This window comes from Candidatus Symbiopectobacterium sp. NZEC127, assembly GCF_025962675.1.
GTDB lineage: Bacteria > Pseudomonadota > Gammaproteobacteria > Enterobacterales > Enterobacteriaceae > Symbiopectobacterium.
In genome coordinates this window covers 137,049-154,944 of record NZ_JAGFPG010000007.1, presented here as the reverse complement: position 1 = coordinate 154,944, position 17,896 = coordinate 137,049, and the positions used below count along the sequence as shown (strand labels likewise).

Below are 17,896 nucleotides of genomic sequence, written 5' to 3'. Positions count from 1 at the left end.
TGGCAGGAAAAAAATCCCCGTGACTCCCACGGGGATAAGGAAAGAGAGACCAATAAGCACTACTCCGTTTTCTCTCTCAATGGGAAGCGGCGTCGAACTACGACGAAAAACAGGGGAACAAAGAAAATCGCCAGCACGGTAGCTGCCACCATGCCGCCAATCACGCCGGTGCCCACCGCGTGCTGGCTGGCGGAGCCCGCACCGGTGCTGGTTGCCATCGGCAACACACCAAAAACAAAGGCCAGTGACGTCATCAGGATGGGGCGCAAGCGTTGGCGGGAAGCTTCCAGCGTGGCTTTGACGATATCCACGCCTTTGTGGTTCAGATCGTTGGCAAACTCTACAATCAATATGGCATTTTTGGCTGAGAGCCCGATCACTGTCAGCAGGCCGACCTGAAAATAAACGTCATTTTCCAGCCCGCGCGCCCAGGTCGCGATCAATGCACCCAACACGCCGAGCGGCACCACCAGCATCACGGAGAACGGCACGGACCAGCTTTCATACAGCGCCGCCAGACACAGGAACACCACCAGCAGGGAGATGGCATAGAGTGCCGGAGCCTGTGCCCCGGTCATGCGCTCTTGCAGCGACATGCCGGTCCACTCCAGCCCAAAACCCTCCGGCAATTTAGCCACCAGCTGTTCCATCACATCCATGGCAGTACCGGTGCTGACGCCGGGCGCTGACTCACCGAGGATCTCCAGCGCGGAGAAGCCGTTATAACGTTCCAGACGCGGCGAACCGGTCATCCACGAGGTTTGGGCAAAGGCGGAGAACGGCACCATGCCCCCGCTGTCATTACGCACATACCATTTGTTAAGATCGTCTGGCAGCATACGGTAGGGCGCAGCCGCCTGCACATACACCTTTTTCACCCGTCCACGATCGATAAAATCGTTCACGTAAGTGGAGCCCCAGCCAATCTTCAGCGTACTGTTGATGTTGCTGATGGACACTCCCAGCGATTCTGCTTTGCGCTGATCGATGGTGATTTGCATCTGCGGACTGTCATCCAGACCGTTGTGGCGAACCCGGGTCAAACGCGCATCTCCCGCTGCCTGCGCCAGCAGCGTGTCACGCGCCGCCATTAAGGCGTCGTGCCCCAGCCCAGCGCGATCCTGCAATTCCATATCAAACCCGGATGCGTTACCCAAACCGGAAATCGCCGGTGGTGTACTGGCGAAAACCCGCGCCTCATTGATACGGCGGAAGGCGCGCGTTGCCCGTTCAACGATGGCTCCTGCACTGTTTTGCGCGCCGGGGCGTTCATCCCAATCTTTCAGGCGAACAAACAGCTGTGCCACGTTCTGGCCGTTACCGCCGGGGCCGTTACCGACGGCGGTAAACACCGATACCACGTTCTCTTTTTCTTGCGTCATGTAATAAGCTTCCACCTTCTCGACCACTTTCAGCGTTTGCTGCTGTGTCGAGCCGGGCGGTAGCTGGATCTGCGTCATAAAGACGCCGCGATCTTCCTGAGGCAAAAACGAGGTGGGCAAAGTGCGGAACAGGAACGCCATCACGCCAATAATCGCGAGGTAGAGCACAAACCAGCGGCCACTTTTGACCACTATCTTGCCAACACCGTGTTCGTAGCGTTCAGAGAGCCGATTAAACTGACGGTTAAACCAGCCAAAGAAGCCGCGTTTGCCGTGGTGTTCGCCTTTCGCCAGCGGTTTCAGCAGCGTGGCGCACAGCGCTGGGGTTAAAATCAACGCCACCAACACTGACAGCACCATGGCGGAGACGATAGTGATGGAGAACTGGCGGTAAATAGCACCGGTGGTGCCGCCAAAAAACGCCATCGGTACAAACACCGCAGAGAGCACCAATGCAATTCCCACCAGCGCACTTTGCACCTGTTGCATCGATTTGCGCGTGGCGGCTCTGGGGCTCAACCCCTCCTCGCTCATCACGCGCTCCACGTTTTCCACCACCACAATGGCATCATCCACCAACAGTCCGATGGCAAGCACCATGGCGAACATGGTCAACGTATTGAGGCTAAAACCGAAGGCATAAAGCACGGCAAACGTACCCAGCAACACCACGGGGACCGCGATAGTGGGAATGAGCGTAGCGCGGAAATTTTGCAAGAACAGGTACATCACCAAAAATACCAGCAGTACCGCTTCCAGCAGCGTTTTCACCACATCCTCAATTGAGGCTTTTACAAAGGGAGAGGTTTCGAACGCGATTTTCGCTTCCAGCCCGTGCGGGAAAAACGGCGCCAGTTCGGCCAACCGTGCACGCACCAGCTTATCGGTTTCAATTTCATTGGCCCCGGACGCCAACTTGATGCCGAGGCCAGAGGCAGACTGACCGTTGAAGCGGCTCAGCGAGTCGTAGTTTTCTGCCCCCAGTTCAATCTTCGCCACGTCGCCCAGCGTCACCGCGGAGCCATCCTGATTCACACGCAGGGTAATGGCGCGGAACTGCTCGGGGGTTTGCAACAGCGAGCGCGCGTTTACAGTGGCATTTAGTGACTGATAATCTACAGATGGCGTACCGCCTACCTGACCCACTGACACCTGACTGTTTTGCGATTGAATGGCGCTCACCACATCGCTGGCCGTCAGGGAAAAGGATTTGAGTTTGGACGGATCGAGCCAGATGCGCATGGCATACTGCGAACCGAAAATATCGACGCTGCCCACTCCGTTGATGCGGCTGAGCGGTTCCTGCACGTTACTGGCGACATAGTCGGAGATATCCTGCTTCTCCATGCTGCCGTCTGTCGAGACGAACGCGATCATCAGGATATTGGTGTCCCCCGTCTTGTTGACGGTAACCCCCTGTTGCTGCACATCCTGCGGCAGTTTTCGCATCGCCGATTGCAACTGGTTCTGCACCTGCTGACGCGCGTTATCCGGATCGGTGCCCGCATCAAAGCTTAAGGTAATGCGTGACTGGCCGGAGCTGCTTTGCGATGACATGTACATCAGATGATCGAGCCCAGTCATGCTTTGCTCGATAATCTGCGTCACGGTGTTTTCCATGGTCTGCGCGGAAGCACCCGGGTAAGAAGCGTTGATACGCACATTGGGCGGTGCCAAATCGGGATATTGCTCAACCGCCAACGAGGCAATCGCCATCATGCCACCCAGACTCAGCAGGATGGCCAGTACCCAGGCAAAGATCGGGCGATCAATAAAAAAATTCGCCATCGAAACAACGCTCCTTCAGACTATTTTTATACGTGGCGCATATAATTCCCTAATATACCCTAAATAATTCGCGTTGCAGGAAGGCGGCAAGTGAACGAGTCCCGATGAGCTTACTCAAGTAAGTGATTCGGGTGAGTGAGCGCAGCCAACGCATCTGCAACGTGAAGTATGACGGGTATGACGCGCTACTTTACCCTGTCACCACACGCAACATCGTGGAGAAAATGAGGAGAATATGTAAATTAACGTTGGTGACACATTTTTTTGTGCCTTTACTCAACAACGCGTTAGACGCCAGCAAACGCACAAACCGTTTCGGCAAAGGCATCCGGGTGGGAAATAAACGGTGCATGTGCCGCCTGCGCCATCACCACCGAGTCAGTATCGGGCCAGCGCTCATCAAGCAGGCTCGCCACCTTACGCGGCACCAGTCCGTCCAGCGCCCCGTATACACGCAGCATCGGCAACGCCAACGACGCCATCGCCTCACGCAGGTCGGTTTGGCGCAAAATGTCCAAGCCCCCCTCAAGCACCTCAATGCTCGGCATCGGCTGTTCCAATACCACACTTTTTAGCAGACGCGCATCCTGACGTGCGCTGCCGGTGCCCAGGGTTTGCAACGCAAGAAAACGCTCCACGGTGCGCTGAAAATCTTCGCTGAGCTGCTGCTGAAAACCTTGCAAAACCGTAGGCTTAATACCGGGCCACTCCGCTTGGGCGCTGAAGCACGGGGAGGAAGCAACCGTGATCAACGCACCGACACGCGCAGGCGCACTGAGTGCCGCCTGACTGGCAACCAACCCGCCCAGCGACCATCCCAGCCAGACAGCCTGCTCGGGTGCCTGTGCCAGCACGATATCGGCCATGTCAGCAAGCGATAACGCCCCATATCCCACACTACGGCCATAACCGGGGAGATCGACACAGTGCAGTCGAAAATGCGGTGCCAGTCGCACTGCAATACCCTGCCATACCTGCGCGTTCAGCCCCCATCCGTGCAGCAACACAAGATCGCGTTTCCCTTCCCCTTCGGTGTGCCAATAGAGCGTGGTCATCAATTATCTTCCTGCTAGTCGTTCGAAATTTTGTTGCGAGGCCGCTATGTTAACCATCAGTGCCAATTGCTGGCTATGCCAACAACCGCTTTATCATTACCATCACGGTATTTGCTGCTATTGTCAGCGTCATCTTCCGGCTCCACCGGTGTGCTGCCCGCGCTGCGGGTTACCGTCCGGCAATGCCACGGTGCCGTGCGGTCGCTGCCTGTATCGCCCGCCACGCTGGCACCGCCTGACCTTTGTCTCCGATTACCGCCCTCCGTTCACCACGCTATTGAAACAGTTTAAATTCCACGGACGCATCGAACTTGGGCAAGTGCTCGCGCGACAGATGCTGCTGCGTTGGCTCAGCGAATATCGCCTTGCGCCACAACGCGTTGAGAAACCCGATGTGCTGCTCACCGTGCCACTGCACCGCCGTCAGCGCTGGCGGCGCGGCTTTAATCAAACCGAGTTGCTGGCGCAACCTCTGGCCCGCTGGCTGCGCTGCCGCTATCATCCTCATGCGCTCACGCGTGTGCGCCATACGCCTCTGCAACAGCACCTGTGCGCCTCTGAGCGGCGCTACAACCTGCGGCATGCGTTTGCCTGCAACCTGGACCTCTCTGGGCTTCGGGTGGCGCTGGTGGATGACGTGGTGACCACTGGCAATACGGTGGCAGAGATCTGCCGCGTATTACAGGTGCAGGGTGCCGCGCATATTCAGGTGTGGTGCCTGTGCCGCACGCTGCTCGATGCGTGAACGCCTTTGTTGCCATATACCCTAAATAATTCGAGTTGCAGGAAGGCGGCAAGTGAATGAATCCCGATGAGCTTACTTGAGTAAGTGATTCGGGTGAGTGAACGCAGCCAACGCACCTGCAGCTTGAAGTATGACGGGTATAAATGGCATTTACCGTGAATGAATTGGAGTTAACGCCTCGATGGGCGTATTATGACCGATAAGCGTAGTCAACTATTGAGTTAATCCACTATGATCCGTATTACCGACTCTGCACAAGACCATTTTGTCAAACTGCTGGTAAAACAAGAAGAAGGCACGCAAATTCGCGTCTTCGTTATCAATCCGGGCACGCCTAACGCTGAGTGTGGCGTTTCCTATTGTCCGCCGGATGCGGTGGAAGCCTCCGACACTGAATTGAAGTTCGAGAAGCTTTCCGCCTACGTGGATGAACTGAGCGCGCCTTATCTGGAAGATGCTGAAATCGACTTCGTTACCGATCAGTTGGGCTCTCAATTGACGCTGAAAGCCCCTAACGCAAAAATGCGCAAAGTGGGTGACAATGCGCCGTTGATGGAACGCGTGGAGTATGTGCTGCAATCCCAGATCAACCCCCAGTTGGCCGGGCATGGCGGCCGCGTAACGCTGATGGAAATCACCGATGATGGCTTGGCTATCCTGCAATTCGGCGGCGGTTGCAACGGCTGTTCAATGGTCGATTACACGCTGAAAGAGGGCATCGAGAAAGAGCTGTTAGAGAAGTTCCCTGAGCTGAAAGGCGTGCGCGATTTGACAGAACACCAGCGCGGCGAACATTCTTACTATTGATCGCACGATAATCCTATCGCCCGACTCCCCACGCCAGTGTGGGGAGTGCTCGTCAGCCAATCCATCAATTCTTACGGGTTTCACTCGCCGCTTCCGGTGGCAACGCCAGACCACGCCGCAGATCGAGATCGCGAATCAAGCGTTCCAGATGGCGATCGCTGAAAATAGACGTCACCGTTCTGCTCAGCTTGCGCCGCCAGTTGGGGTATTCACGCGTGGTGCCGGGAATATTGACCGGTGTCGCCATATCCAGCCAATCCTCGAGTTGCAACCCCAGCAGCGCACTGCGACTGTCCGCCAGATAACGCTGCACGCCGCGACTCAGTTGCGTCCCCATCGCGGTTAACGCCGCATTGCGCCCGACGCGCTGCGGTAACAGCTGATACTGATGCAACGCATCGAGCAGCCCCTGCTTGGCGCTATCGCGCTGTTCAATCTGCTGCTGCAACGCGCGTTCATCAGGATAGAGACCCAGCTCTTTGCCCAATGACAGATCGACGTTTTGCCAAAAGCCGCGCAATGTGGGCAGATCGTGCGTGGTGATGGTCGCCATTGACTGGCGCGGGTAATCGAGCGGAGCGCGAAAGTGATGGTGCTCATCCTGTTCAAAAAACAGCACCTTGTAAGAGTAAACGCCGCTATCGCGCAGTTTATCCACAATCTCGGCCGGCACCGTCCCCAGATCTTCCCCCACGACCATACAGCGCTGGCGTTGGCTCTCCAGCGCCAGCACCGCCAGTAAATCATCCAGCGGATAGTGTACATAGGCACCGCGCGTGGCGGGTTCGGCTTTGGGTATCCACCACAGGCGCAGCAGCCCCATCACATGGTCGATACGCAATGCGCCACAGTGCGCCATGTTGCTGCGCAGCACATCGATAAACGGCTGATACCCCTGCGCCTGCATCACGTGTGGGTTCATCGGTGGCAGCGACCAGTTTTGCCCCTGCGGCCCTAGCGGGTCGGGCGGTGCACCGATGGCGGCGTCCAGACAGTAGAGTCGACGCTCATCCCAGGTTTCTGCCCCACCCTGCGCCACCCCCACGGCCATGTCCCGGTATAGGCCAATAGGCATGCCAAGCTGTTTACTGTGCGCGAAACACTCTGCCAGTTGCTCGTTAGCCATCCATTGCAGCCAGCAGTAAAACGCAATATCGTGCTCATTTTCCTGACAAAACGCTTTCACCGTGTCGCCATGCACGTCGTGATAACGCTTTGGCCACTGCTGCCAATCGCCATAATTTTCGCCCTGACGCTTAAGCCAGGTTTGCAACGCATCAAAGGTGGCTTGCCGTTGCAGGCTTTGCCCGCCGCTGACCACAAATTGACGAAACGCACTGACGCGCGGATCGAGCACGCTGCGCGTCTTGAAAAAGTCATATGCCAGCCGCAGCGCGGCCAGTTTTTGCGCCATCACGCCGCTGTAGTCGACCCAACGTCCTGCGCGCAGTGTCGCTAACTGACGCTGCGTGTCATCCTGCCGCCACCAGGCTTGCGCCTCTTTGCTCTGCTGAAAATCATCAATACGGTTCACATTGATATAAATGATATTCAACCAGTGACGGGAAGAGGGGCTGTAAGGGCTGGCAGCCTCGGGGTCGGCAGGGTAAAGGGCATGCAGAGGATTTACGCCGATAAAGGCACCACCGCGCCGCGCGACTTGCTCCACCAGTTGGCGCAGATCGCCGAAATCGCCAATCCCCCAGTTATCCTGCGAGCGTAGCGTATAAAGCTGCACGTTAACGCCCCACCAGCGCTTGCCCTGGTTCAAGGGCTCCGGCTCATAGCCGCGCTGCGGCGCGACAATCACGCGGCAGGTCCAACGCTGTTCACCGCGCATCAAAATCAGTTCGTGATAGCCCAGCGGTAAGGCATCCGGCAGCAGCAGTTCGCTACCGCCCGTAATGTTGCCCTGAACCTGACCCCCGTTTTCATACATCAGCGTCCAACCAAACTCGCCGTCGCCTGACAGGGGAATCAGCGCCGCCTTGCCCTGACGAAAAACCCGGACCGAAGGCAGCGGTGCATTTTCGCAACCGCTCGTCGCCATCATGCTCAGCAGTTGCGTTTTCACTGCAACATCGACAAGATGCGTTTTACCGTATGCATCAGTGTAGGTATCGGCAACGCCGACAGGAGCGAACTTCAGGTTATCTACCTTGAATGACATCTTCCTTCCCTCAACAGCGCGCGTGCCAAATGCGCGTCTGATAATCATGAATCGCCCGATCGGCACTGAAAAAACCCATTCGCGCGGTATTCAGCACACACCGTCGCGTCCATTCCTCCGTATCACGATACAGCGCATCCACACGCTGCTGCGTCTGACAATAGGGCGCGAAATCGGCCAGCAGCAGATAGGGATCGCCCTTGTCCAGCAGACTTTCCAGTAACGGCGCAAACGCCGTTTTGTCGCCGTGGCTAAACGCACCGCTGCCCAGTTCATCCAGCAAAAGGGCCAACTGCGGCACCTGCTTAAGCACCACACGCGGATCGTAGCCCTGCGCCAGCAGGCTTTTAACCTCATCCACCGTATGCCCGAAAATAAACAGGTTTTCTTCCCCGACTTCCTGCGCCATTTCCACATTGGCACCGTCCAGCGTCCCCACTGTCAGCGCACCGTTTAACGCCAGCTTCATGTTCCCGGTGCCAGAGGCCTCTTTCCCGGCGGTGGAGATTTGCTCCGATACATCGGCAGCGGGAATGATCCGTTCCGCCAGCGACACACGATAATCTGGAATAAACAGTATACGCAAACGATCTCTGACATGCTTATCCCGATTAATCATCTCCGCTACGCTATTAATGGCGTAGATAATATTTTTTGCCAGCACATATCCCGGTGCGGCCTTAGCCCCAAAGACAAAGACGCGCGGAACTATATCCAGATGCGGGTTATCACGCAATTGGCGGTAAAGTGAAAGAATATGGAGCAAATTCAGGTGCTGGCGTTTGTATTCATGCAAGCGTTTGATCTGCACGTCAAACAGGGCGTGAGGGTCCAGTTTCACCCCCAGATTCTGACCTACCCAGTTGGTCAGATTTTCTTTATTTTGCTGCTTGATGGCGCGGTAACGCGCCCGAAACGCGCTGTCATCGGCGTAAGGCTCGAGCGCGCGCAAGGCGGGTAAATCTGTGGTCCAGGCGGTTCCAACCGTTTCATCCAACAGTGCCGACAGCGCCGGGTTGCACTGCTTTAGCCAGCGGCGTGGCGTAATGCCGTTGGTCACGTTATGAAATTTTTGCGGCCACAGTTGGTGATATTCAGGAAACAGATCGCTCACGACCAGACGTGAATGCAGTGCTGCCACCCCGTTAACGGCAAAGCAGACCACCACGCACAGGTTTGCCATGCGCACCTGATGCTGATAGCGGATGGCGACACGCGGCCAGATATGCCGCGCCTGAGCGCCCCACTGCTGCTCCACCTGCGCTTTGAAATGCGTATCAATGATGTTGATCAGATCAAAGTGGCGCGGCAGCAAGCGACGGAACAGGCCATCATGCCAGCGCTCGAGCGCTTCTGGCATCAACGTATGGTTGGTATAGGCAAACATGCGCCGGGTAATGTCCCACGCCTCGTCCCAACCCAGATGATGTTCGTCCAACAACACGCGCAACAATTCAGGGATAGCCAGCGTCGGGTGCGTGTCGTTAAGTTGAATCACCTCCCACTCCGGCAGCGCTGACAACGCCCGCCCTGCCTGAAGGTGTCGCCGCACAATGTCCGCGACGGCGCAGGCACACTGAAAATATTGCTGCATCAGGCGCAGACGCCGACCGGCGGCGTGGTTGTCATTCGGGTACAGCACTTTCGTCAGGCTCGCCGCCGACACACCGGCGCGCTCCGCGTCCAGATAGCGCCCGGCGTTGAACGCCGTGAGATCGAAAGGGGTTTCCGCCGTAGAGTGCCAGAGCCGCAACACCTGCACCACGCCGTTTTCATAGCCCAGCACCGGCACATCACGCGCCTCGCCGCGAAAATAAAAGGCGGGCAGCCATTTTTCTGCCTCTCCATCGCGCGATTCGATAACGCCACCGAAACCGACCTGCACGCCAAGCTCCGGCTGTGGGCGACCCCAGGGATACGCATCGCGCCGCCAGTCATCAGGATACTCATGCTGCTGGCACGCTTCGAAACGTTGGCGGAACAGGCCGTACTGATAGTCCAGCCCGTAACCTATAGCCGGTTGCCCCACCGTCGCCATCGCATCCAGAAAACAGGACGCCAGACGCCCTAATCCCCCGTTACCCAATGCCGGGTCAGTCTCACCTTCCAGCACATCGCTGAGGCTAAGCCCCTGCTCTGCCAGCACGTCTGCCACGGCAGTGTGCCATCCCAGATTAATCAGGTTGTTGCCCGTGAGGCGACCCGGTAAAAATTCCATGGAGAGGTAGTTAATATGACGGCCTGGCGGCGAATCGGGAGGGGTTATCGGGTGCGCGGCAAGCTGCTCCGCCAGCGCAGTACTGACGACATGCCACTGCTGCTGCGCGCTGAGGCTGGTCAGCGCCGCCACGCCATAGTGTTGTCGTTGGCGGTGCAATGCAGCAATAAACAGCGTGTGGTTGAATGACAGCGTTCCCATCGTGCCTCTCCCCTGTTATCAATCAGAAAAAGGCACGTCTGGCTCAGCACAACTCCAACTGCACCTTATGTTGTTCAATGATTTTCATTACGCTGGGTGGTGGTAGCTGATCGGTAAAAAGATAGTCGATCAGGTCCATATTGCCCAGATTCACCATCGCATTGCGACCGAATTTGGAGTGGTCGGTGACCAGCATGACGCAGCGGGAATTTTCGATAATTGCCCGTTTGGTGCGCACTTCATGGTAATCAAACTCCAGCAAGGAGCCATCCATGTCAATGCCGCTGATGCCGAGGATGCCAAAATCCAGACGAAACTGAGAAATGAAATCCAGCGTCGCTTCACCCATAATGCCGCCATCCCGGGTGCGCACTTCGCCACCAGCCAGAATCAGCCGGCAATCCTCTTTTCCCATCAACAGCGTCGCCACGTTCAGGTTGTTGGTGACGACCCGCAGATCCTTGTGTTGCAACAGCGCATAGGCAACCGCCTCTGGCGTTGTCCCGATATCTATAAACAGCGTAGCACCATCCGGGATTTGGCTGGCGACTTTACGTGCAATACGCGCTTTTTCATCTGACCACATCATCTTGCGATCGTGGTAAGCCGTATTCACCGAGCTGGAAGGCAGCGCCGCTCCGCCGTGGTGGCGATGGATCTTATTCTGCTCCGCCAGATCGTTAAGATCCCGGCGAATGGTTTGCGGACTCACCGCAAAATGTTCTACCAACTCTTCGGTACTGACATATCCCTGCCGACGCACCAGTTCAATGATGGCGTCGTGCCGCTGTGTTTGCCTCACGTTGTTCCCCTAAAACAGGTTTCCACTCAACCCTCTGGTTGAGACTTCTCTGTGCTGCTGGCAACGCTTACCCCGCAATGCTACCGGGTTGCGATCATGCTTTTTTCTGCTGCGTATCCCAAAAGGCCAGCACCAACCCAATAACCAGACCCACGACGTGCGCGGCATTAGCAATACGTAGACCTAAAATATCGAAATATCCGGCGATCAACCACAACAATGCGAAGGCCATCAATCCGCGCTGCATGAACAGCGGGCCCGACGGCACGCGCTCACCGTATAGCCAGACGTAGCCCATCAAGGCGTACACCACGCCGGACAGACCACCGAAATAGATGCCGCTGAAGAACGATTGTATCCAGCCGCTGGCAACCGCTGAGAGCAGCGCCAAGATCAGTAGCTTGCGCGTCCCCAAAATTTTCTCTACCGGCCCGCCGAGATACCACCACCACATCAGGTTAAACAAGATATGTAGCAAGGAGAAATGCAGGAAGGCGTGGCTGAACCAACGCCATAGCTGAAATTTTTGCCCCACGCCCGGGTAAGAGAGCCACATCATGGCACGATCGTTACCGAATATCGCCATCCACAGATAAACGACAATGCAGGTAATCATCACACCCAGCGTTAGCGGCCCGGCGCGCTGCTGTAACGTCTGCAAATAAGAGAACCGCGCATAGCGCAAGGGCGATGAGGTCGACCCCGCCTGCCAACTGGCCGCTTGATAACGCGGATGCATCGGGTCTTGAATGAACACCTCAAGCGCCTGCTGTACTTCAGGCAACCGCGCTTCATCATCCAGCCAGAGTTCCGCTTCCTGCCCGGAGAAGCGCAACTCCAGTTGAATATTCTGCGTTTGCATATAGTCGACAAACGCCTGTGCCAAGCGTGGCTGAGATAAGGCTGTTAGGCGAATTGCCATCGTGGTTTATCCGTTAGCAAATTGATTTGCCATAAAAATATCACATCGTTTTATTAAGAGGGTTGAAATATTGTTCTGATAAAGAGGCGGTTTACCCTGGTACCCGCGCTACAAACGCCACTGATGCTGGCAATTCGTTGTACATCACCCACATACATACTTCCGTTTGCTTCCGTTTTGCCCATTATCCTATGACAATAGTCACTTTTTAACCATAGCCGCTCCTTTAGGCTCATATCCAGCAGCGAGGTGACCATGTTCCTGGAAGAAAGACGTAATCAAATTCTGGCCTATTTAACCAAACACGAACGTGCCAGTGTTGATTATCTGGCCACCGCATTTGCCGTGAGCAAAGAGACGATCCGCAGCGACCTGAACGAGTTGGCGCGTCTGAATTTGGTTCAGCGCTGCTACGGCGGTGCAATTATTGTGCGGCGCAGTCTGCAATCTGAACTGATTGCGCCCCGCAGTGAAAATTTTGAAGTACTGCTCAAGCGATTGGAAAAGCAGACCCGGCATCAAACCAGCAAACAGAAAGGAAACAAGATGAACGGCAAGGTGTGTATTTTAGGATCGTTCAACGTCGATATCGTCGCCAAGGTAGCGCGTTTTCCCAAAGGCGGTGAATCGATCATGGCGCAGGGCAGCGCCCTTGGCCCCGGCGGCAAAGGTGCCAATCAGGCGATGGCCGCCAGTCGGGCAGGTTCACAGGTCTATTTTGTCACCAAGGTAGGCACCGATCAGTTCAGCCAGTTTGCCTACGACCATCTGTCGTCATCGGATATTCACGCGTTCAAGCTGTATCAATCCGATACCGAACCCACCGGCAACGCCATCATCTATGTCTCGCAGCAAAACGGCGAGAACATGATCGCCATTTATCCCGGTGCCAACCAGACCATCACTGATGACGAAGTGGCGGCCATCGCGCCGGAATTGACCACGTCAGACGTACTGCTGGTCCAGTTGGAGAACAACTTTTCCGCCACCCTGAACGTCATCAAGCTGGCGCACGCATTGGGCAAAAAAGTGATCCTCAACCCGGCCCCCTATTCCAGCGAGATTCTGCCCTATCTGGATTATCTGGACGTGATCACGCCCAATGAAACGGAAGCCTCACTGCTGTCGGGTATCGACATTCAGGATTTTGACAGTACCAAAGAGGCCGCGCTGAAAATCGCAGGTATGGGTGCCAAGCGCGTCATTATTACTATGGGATCGCGCGGTGCGCTGCTGTATGACGGCCACCAGTTCCAACACATTCCGGCCTTTCCGGCGCTCGGTGTCGACACCACCGGCGCTGGGGATGCCTTTAACGGTGCGTTTGCCGCCGCACTGGCCAACGGACAAAGCATGGTGCAGGCCGCGACCTACGCCTCTGCCTTTGCATCCTTGGCAGTTGAGCGGGAAGGTGCCTCAAACATGCCAGAACATCAACAGGTTATCGCGCGTTTATCACAACGTTAATGCCTGCGGGCCCGCGCCCGCACAGTCTGTATTCGGAGAAATAAAAAATGAAAAAAATCGATGGTATCGTCCCTGTCATGCTTACACCGTTCACCGAACAGAACGACGTAGACTATCCCGGCCTGGCCAACCTGATTGACTGGTATCTGGAAAACAAGGTCGATGCGCTGTTTGCCGTGTGCCAGTCCAGTGAAATGCAATTCCTGACGCTGGAAGAACGCGTGGCGGTGGCCCGTTTCGTTGTCGATCACGTGAAAGGCCGCGTCCCGGTGATCGCCTCCGGCCACATCAGTGACGATCTCGGCGCACAAATCGAAGAGCTGTCAGCCATGGCACAAACCGGCATCGATGCGCTGGTGCTGGTAACTAACCACCTCGATCCGCAGAAAACCGGCAGTGACACCTTCTTCAGTACGCTGAACAGCCTGCTGGATGCGCTGCCGGAATCGCTGCCGCTGGGGCTGTATGAGTGCCCGGCACCGTATCGCCGTCTGCTGAGTGACGAAGAGCTGACCTATTGCGCCAACAGCGGCCGTTTCGTGGTGCTGAAAGACGTAAGCTGCGATTTGGACACCGTAACCCGTCGCGTCAAGCTGGTGCAGGACACCCCGCTTAATATCATCAACGCCAATGCCGCCATTGCGTTCCCGGCGATGAAAGCGGGCTCACGCGGTTTCAGCGGCGTGTTCACCAACTTCCACCCGGAACTGTACGTGTGGCTGTATCACCACCATCAGGAAAACCCTGCGCTGGCAGACGAACTGGCGGATTTCCTGTCGCTGGCTGCCGTCACTGAAACGCTGGGCTATCCGAAAAACGCCAAAATTTACCACCAGCGTCGCGGCACTTTTGACAGCATTCACTGCCGGGTCAACAAGGATGACGTGCTGGAAAAATTCTGGGGATTGACCGTGATCCTCGACCAGATTAGCCACGGCACCGCGCATTACCAGAAAAAAATTGCGCAATAAAAAATAACTATAAATAGCGGGAACACTTTGTGATTCCCGCTACGAAAAATAAAAAAACCAGGGGAATTCTCAGCATGATCGTGTGTGACCAATGTGATTGGGCGCAAGAACAGCACGCCCTGACTCCTACAACAACGTCCTTACAGCCAGACTCACGGCGAATCGTTTATTCGCAGATTCCTCTCAGCCTGCTCACGGAAAATAAATAAAATGAAAGAGACAATATCGTTATCTCAACCTGCTGCTGTTGCTCCACCAATGCAAAAAATATCCCGTTTGCGTTGGAGCATTATTCTGGTGTTGCTGATCGCCGCCGTGGTGAACTACCTTGACCGCGCCAACCTCAGTATCGCCAACACCACCATTTCGAAAGAGTTCGGCTTTAGCTCCACCCAGATGGGCCTGCTGCTTTCAGCCTTTCTGTGGCCCTATGCGCTCGCCAACCTGCCTGCGGGCTGGCTGGTTGATAAATTCGGGCCGAAAAAAATGTTTTCCTGGGCGCTCGGCCTGTGGTCAGGCTTCACCATTCTCGCGGGCTTCGTTAACGGCTACTCCATGTTCTATGGTCTGCGCATGATGCTGGGCATCTCTGAATCACCGTTTTTTACCTCCGGTATCAAGATCACCCATCGCTGGTTCCCCAGTAATGAACGCGGGCTTCCCACCGCCATCATCAACACCGGCTCTCAGATCGCCAACGCCGTTGCACCGCCGATCCTGACTATTCTGTTGTTAACGATGGGCTGGCGCGGCATGTTTATCGCTATCGGCTTGGCAGGTATTCCGATTCTGCTGTTGTGGCTGAAACTGTATCGCAATCCCACGCCAGCGGAAGAAGTCGAGATTCACGGTGTAGAAGAAGCGACGACGGAGCAACAGGCGAGCCAGCCCAAGGCAAGCTGGGGTTCGCTGTTCAAACACAAAACCACTTGGTTCATGATCCTGGGGAACTTCTCCATCATGTTCACCATTTGGGTGTACCTGACCTGGCTGCCAAGCTATCTGGAGAGATCGCTCGGCTTTAGTCTGATGAAAACCGGCTGGGTGGCATCCATCCCGTTCTTTGCCGGGATCCTGGGCGTGCTGGTGGGTGGCGTGATTTCTGATCGATTGATTCGTCGCGGTACCAACACCATTACCGCGCGTAAAATCCCGATCGTGTGCGGTGCAGCACTGGCCGCCTGCTTCGTGGCACCGATCCCCTTCGTGCACGACACCACGTTATGTATCGCGCTGCTGTCGCTGGGTTATTTCTGTTCTCAGATGCCATCAGGCGTTATCTGGACGTTGGCAACGGATATCGCACCGAAATCACAGGTGGCTTCACTGGGTGCCATTCAGAACTTCGGCGGATTCCTCGGCGCAGCCAGCGCACCGATCGTCACCGGCATCATCCTTGATACAACGGGCACCTTCACCAACGTCTTCCTGTTTGGTGCCTTCCTGCTAATGCTGGGAGCGATCAGCTACGGCTTCTTTGTGAAAAAGCCAATTCAGGCGGTTGAATAACCTTGCCCTATCCCGACGCTTAACCGCGTCGGGATATTTCCCCTCACGCGTTATCCGATGCTGACGCCACATCCTGCGGAAAATCGCGCTGCCAGGCTTCATAACCGCCATCCACGCTGTATACCGCTTCAAAACCCAGGCTCAACAGATACTGTGCCGCATTGCGGCTGCTAATACCGTGATAACACATCACCATCACCGGCTGATCGAGTTCGGCTTCACGCACAAAATCAGACAGCGTTTCATTCGTCAGGTGCACCGCCTGCGGCACATGCCCGGTGGTATAACTTTGCGCATCACGGATATCCACCATCACACCGCTTTTCTGCCAGCGCTCGTGGGCTTGCTCAATGCTGAGACACTCAAACTGTTCCATTCGGATACCACCTCGGGACAAAGAAAAAAGGCATTACGGCACAGCGCACGCCACTGTGAGGGAGATGCTACTGTTTCAGTAAGGTAAGTCAATCGTCACATTTCTGTAATAAAACATTTTTCGCTATACAAAAAAAGAGTCATGATGAAAAGGATCACATTTTCACGCATCCGTTACGCGTGTAATGCGCGACTGTGTTATTCACTCACCAGGAGCATCACCATGTCTTTACAACGAAAAGTCCTGTTTTGTCTCCCGCTGTTACTGCCCGCAGCGCTCTCTTTCCCGGCCGCCGCGCAGGACGGCTACACGCTCGAACAGGTCGTGGTGTTTAGTCGTCACGGCCTGCGCGCCCCGTTAGCCAGTCCGAGCAGCGCGCTCGGCAAGGTCACACCCGATGCCTGGCCACAGTGGGATACCCCGAGCAGCTACCTGACCACGCGCGGCGGCGTGCTGGAAGCCTATTTCGGCCACTATTTTAACGAATGGCTGGTGGATAACCGCCTGCTGGCCGCCGATACCTGCCCGACGGATAAAGACGTCTCGTTCTATGCCAACAGCCTGCAACGCACCATCTCCACCGCGCAATATTTCGCGGTAGGCGCGTTCCCCGGTTGTCTGGTGCCCGTGGTGCACAAAGAGAAATTGGGCACGATGGATGCCACCTTTAACCCGATCATCCGCAATGACAGCGCCAGCTTTAAGCAGCAGGCCATCGACTCCATCAACCAAAAAGCCGGTGAAGGTGGGGTGAAAGGGCTCAATGAGCGACTGAAACCGGTATACCAGCAGATGGCCGAGATCATCCGTTACAAGGATTCCGCCAACTGCAAGCAGGATAAACAGTGCGACCTGATGGCGCAGGAAACTGACGTGAAGATCGAGGCTGGCAAAGAGCCGGGAGTGGTTGGTCCGCTGAGAACCGGCACCTCAATTGCCGATGCCTTTATCCTGCAATACTACGAAGGCACACCGATTAACCAGATCGGCTGGGGGCGCATCAAAGATGAGAAGCAACTGGCTGATTTAGTGTCGATCAAAGAGTACTACAACAGCGTGGTGTTTAGTGCACCGGTGGTTGCCAAAGCGGTCTCGGCCAATCTGGTCAAAGCGCTGGCCGGTGCGTTTGGCGAGCAGCAGCCCAAATTCACCTTCCTGGTCGGCCACGATTCAAACGTCGCGTCGCTGTTCTCCGCGCTGGGCGTGAAGCCGTACCATCTGCCGCACCAACTGGAAACCACGCCGATCGGCGGCAAGGTGGTGTTCCAACGCTGGCGCGATAACGCCAGTAACAAGGCGCTGTTGAAAGTGGAATACGTGTATCAATCGACTGAACAGCTCGCCACGCTGGCACCATTGAACCGCGCCAACCCGCCGCAGCGCGTGACGCTAACGCTTAGCGAGTGTCCGACCAATGACAAAGGCTTCTGCCCATTTGAGGGCTTCGAGAAAATTACTAACGCGCTAACTCAGTAAAGATCCT

The 17,896-nt window shown here is 55.8% G+C and carries 13 protein-coding genes; 6 read left to right on the top strand and 7 right to left on the bottom strand.

Features of this window, described 5'->3' with window-relative positions; genetic code table 11:
* Nucleotides 1-59 precede the first annotated feature (59 nt).
* Nucleotides 60-3,170, bottom strand: coding sequence for a multidrug efflux RND transporter permease AcrD (gene acrD, locus J5069_RS20705; RefSeq protein ID WP_264645629.1), 3,111 nt, complete (start codon nt 3,168-3,170; stop codon nt 60-62).
* Between the two features lie 287 nt (nt 3,171-3,457).
* Nucleotides 3,458-4,225, bottom strand: coding sequence for a pimeloyl-ACP methyl ester esterase BioH (gene bioH / locus J5069_RS20700; RefSeq protein ID WP_264645628.1), 768 nt, complete (start codon nt 4,223-4,225; stop codon nt 3,458-3,460).
* Nucleotides 4,226-4,271: 46 nt separating this feature from the next.
* Between bioH and gntX the strand changes: the two genes are divergently transcribed.
* Together gntX and nfuA are read left to right on the top strand one after the other, a co-directional pair.
* The gene (gntX, locus tag J5069_RS20695) at nt 4,272-4,970 is read left to right on the top strand and encodes a DNA utilization protein GntX (protein ID WP_264645627.1); all 699 of its coding nucleotides are present in this window, start codon (nt 4,272-4,274) and stop codon (nt 4,968-4,970) included.
* 231 nt (nt 4,971-5,201) lie between these two features.
* The gene (gene nfuA, locus J5069_RS20690; protein ID WP_222158810.1) at nt 5,202-5,777 is read left to right on the top strand and encodes a Fe-S biogenesis protein NfuA; all 576 of its coding nucleotides are present in this window, start codon (nt 5,202-5,204) and stop codon (nt 5,775-5,777) included.
* Nucleotides 5,778-5,841: 64 nt separating this feature from the next.
* Here the strand turns inward: nfuA and malQ are convergent, their stop codons facing one another.
* The 4 genes from malQ to glpG all read right to left on the bottom strand — a co-directional run bounded on the left by malQ (nt 5,842) and on the right by glpG (nt 12,090).
* Nucleotides 5,842-7,947, bottom strand: a complete 2,106-nt coding sequence (malQ, locus tag J5069_RS20685; protein ID WP_264645626.1) for a 4-alpha-glucanotransferase — start codon at nt 7,945-7,947, stop codon at nt 5,842-5,844.
* 10 nt (nt 7,948-7,957) lie between these two features.
* Entirely contained in the window at nt 7,958-10,366 is a 2,409-nt protein-coding gene (gene malP / locus J5069_RS20680; protein WP_264645625.1) for a maltodextrin phosphorylase, read from the bottom strand.
* 43 nt (nt 10,367-10,409) lie between these two features.
* Nucleotides 10,410-11,168: a DeoR/GlpR family transcriptional regulator gene (locus J5069_RS20675; protein WP_264645624.1), complete on the bottom strand. Its 759-nt coding sequence runs from the start codon at nt 11,166-11,168 to the stop codon at nt 10,410-10,412.
* A 94-nt stretch (nt 11,169-11,262) separates the two neighbouring features.
* Nucleotides 11,263-12,090 (bottom strand): rhomboid family intramembrane serine protease GlpG, encoded by an 828-nt coding sequence (gene glpG, locus J5069_RS20670; RefSeq protein ID WP_264645623.1) that lies wholly within the window; start codon nt 12,088-12,090, stop codon nt 11,263-11,265.
* Between the two features lie 255 nt (nt 12,091-12,345).
* On the opposite strand from glpG, the gene rbsK reads away from it, so the two are divergent.
* The 3 genes from rbsK to J5069_RS20655 all read left to right on the top strand — a co-directional run bounded on the left by rbsK (nt 12,346) and on the right by J5069_RS20655 (nt 16,037).
* Entirely contained in the window at nt 12,346-13,557 is a 1,212-nt protein-coding gene (rbsK, locus tag J5069_RS20665; protein WP_264645622.1) for a ribokinase, read from the top strand.
* A gap of 47 nt (nt 13,558-13,604) precedes the next feature.
* Complete coding sequence (locus tag J5069_RS20660; protein ID WP_264645621.1) at nt 13,605-14,528, top strand: dihydrodipicolinate synthase family protein; 924 nt, start codon at nt 13,605-13,607, stop codon at nt 14,526-14,528.
* Nucleotides 14,529-14,738: 210 nt separating this feature from the next.
* Nucleotides 14,739-16,037 carry an MFS transporter gene (locus J5069_RS20655; RefSeq protein WP_264645620.1) on the top strand — a complete coding sequence of 433 codons (1,299 nt, stop codon included), beginning with the start codon at nt 14,739-14,741 and terminating at the stop codon, nt 16,035-16,037.
* A gap of 43 nt (nt 16,038-16,080) precedes the next feature.
* Here J5069_RS20655 and glpE read toward each other — a convergent pair whose 3' ends face one another.
* Complete coding sequence (gene glpE, locus J5069_RS20650; RefSeq protein WP_264645619.1) at nt 16,081-16,413, bottom strand: thiosulfate sulfurtransferase GlpE; 333 nt, start codon at nt 16,411-16,413, stop codon at nt 16,081-16,083.
* 222 nt (nt 16,414-16,635) lie between these two features.
* Here glpE and agp point away from each other — a divergent pair, with 222 nt between their 5' ends.
* Complete coding sequence (gene agp, locus J5069_RS20645; RefSeq protein ID WP_264645618.1) at nt 16,636-17,889, top strand: bifunctional glucose-1-phosphatase/inositol phosphatase; 1,254 nt, start codon at nt 16,636-16,638, stop codon at nt 17,887-17,889.
* Nucleotides 17,890-17,896 lie beyond the last annotated feature (7 nt).

Excerpts from the sequence above, each read along its gene's own strand:
- J5069_RS20655 (WP_264645620.1), top strand. The coding sequence starts at position 14,739 with ATGAAAGAGACAATATCGTTATCTCAACCTGCTGCTGTTGCTCCACCA.
- gntX (WP_264645627.1), top strand. The coding sequence starts at position 4,272 with ATGTTAACCATCAGTGCCAATTGCTGGCTATGCCAACAACCGCTTTAT.
- rbsK (WP_264645622.1), top strand. The coding sequence starts at position 12,346 with ATGTTCCTGGAAGAAAGACGTAATCAAATTCTGGCCTATTTAACCAAA.
- J5069_RS20660 (WP_264645621.1), top strand. The coding sequence starts at position 13,605 with ATGAAAAAAATCGATGGTATCGTCCCTGTCATGCTTACACCGTTCACC.
- acrD (WP_264645629.1), bottom strand. The coding sequence starts at position 3,170 with ATGGCGAATTTTTTTATTGATCGCCCGATCTTTGCCTGGGTACTGGCC.
- malP (WP_264645625.1), bottom strand. The coding sequence starts at position 10,366 with ATGGGAACGCTGTCATTCAACCACACGCTGTTTATTGCTGCATTGCAC.
- bioH (WP_264645628.1), bottom strand. The coding sequence starts at position 4,225 with ATGACCACGCTCTATTGGCACACCGAAGGGGAAGGGAAACGCGATCTT.
- malQ (WP_264645626.1), bottom strand. The coding sequence starts at position 7,947 with ATGTCATTCAAGGTAGATAACCTGAAGTTCGCTCCTGTCGGCGTTGCC.
- glpG (WP_264645623.1), bottom strand. The coding sequence starts at position 12,090 with ATGGCAATTCGCCTAACAGCCTTATCTCAGCCACGCTTGGCACAGGCG.
- agp (WP_264645618.1), top strand. The coding sequence starts at position 16,636 with ATGTCTTTACAACGAAAAGTCCTGTTTTGTCTCCCGCTGTTACTGCCC.
- nfuA (WP_222158810.1), top strand. The coding sequence starts at position 5,202 with ATGATCCGTATTACCGACTCTGCACAAGACCATTTTGTCAAACTGCTG.
- glpE (WP_264645619.1), bottom strand. The coding sequence starts at position 16,413 with ATGGAACAGTTTGAGTGTCTCAGCATTGAGCAAGCCCACGAGCGCTGG.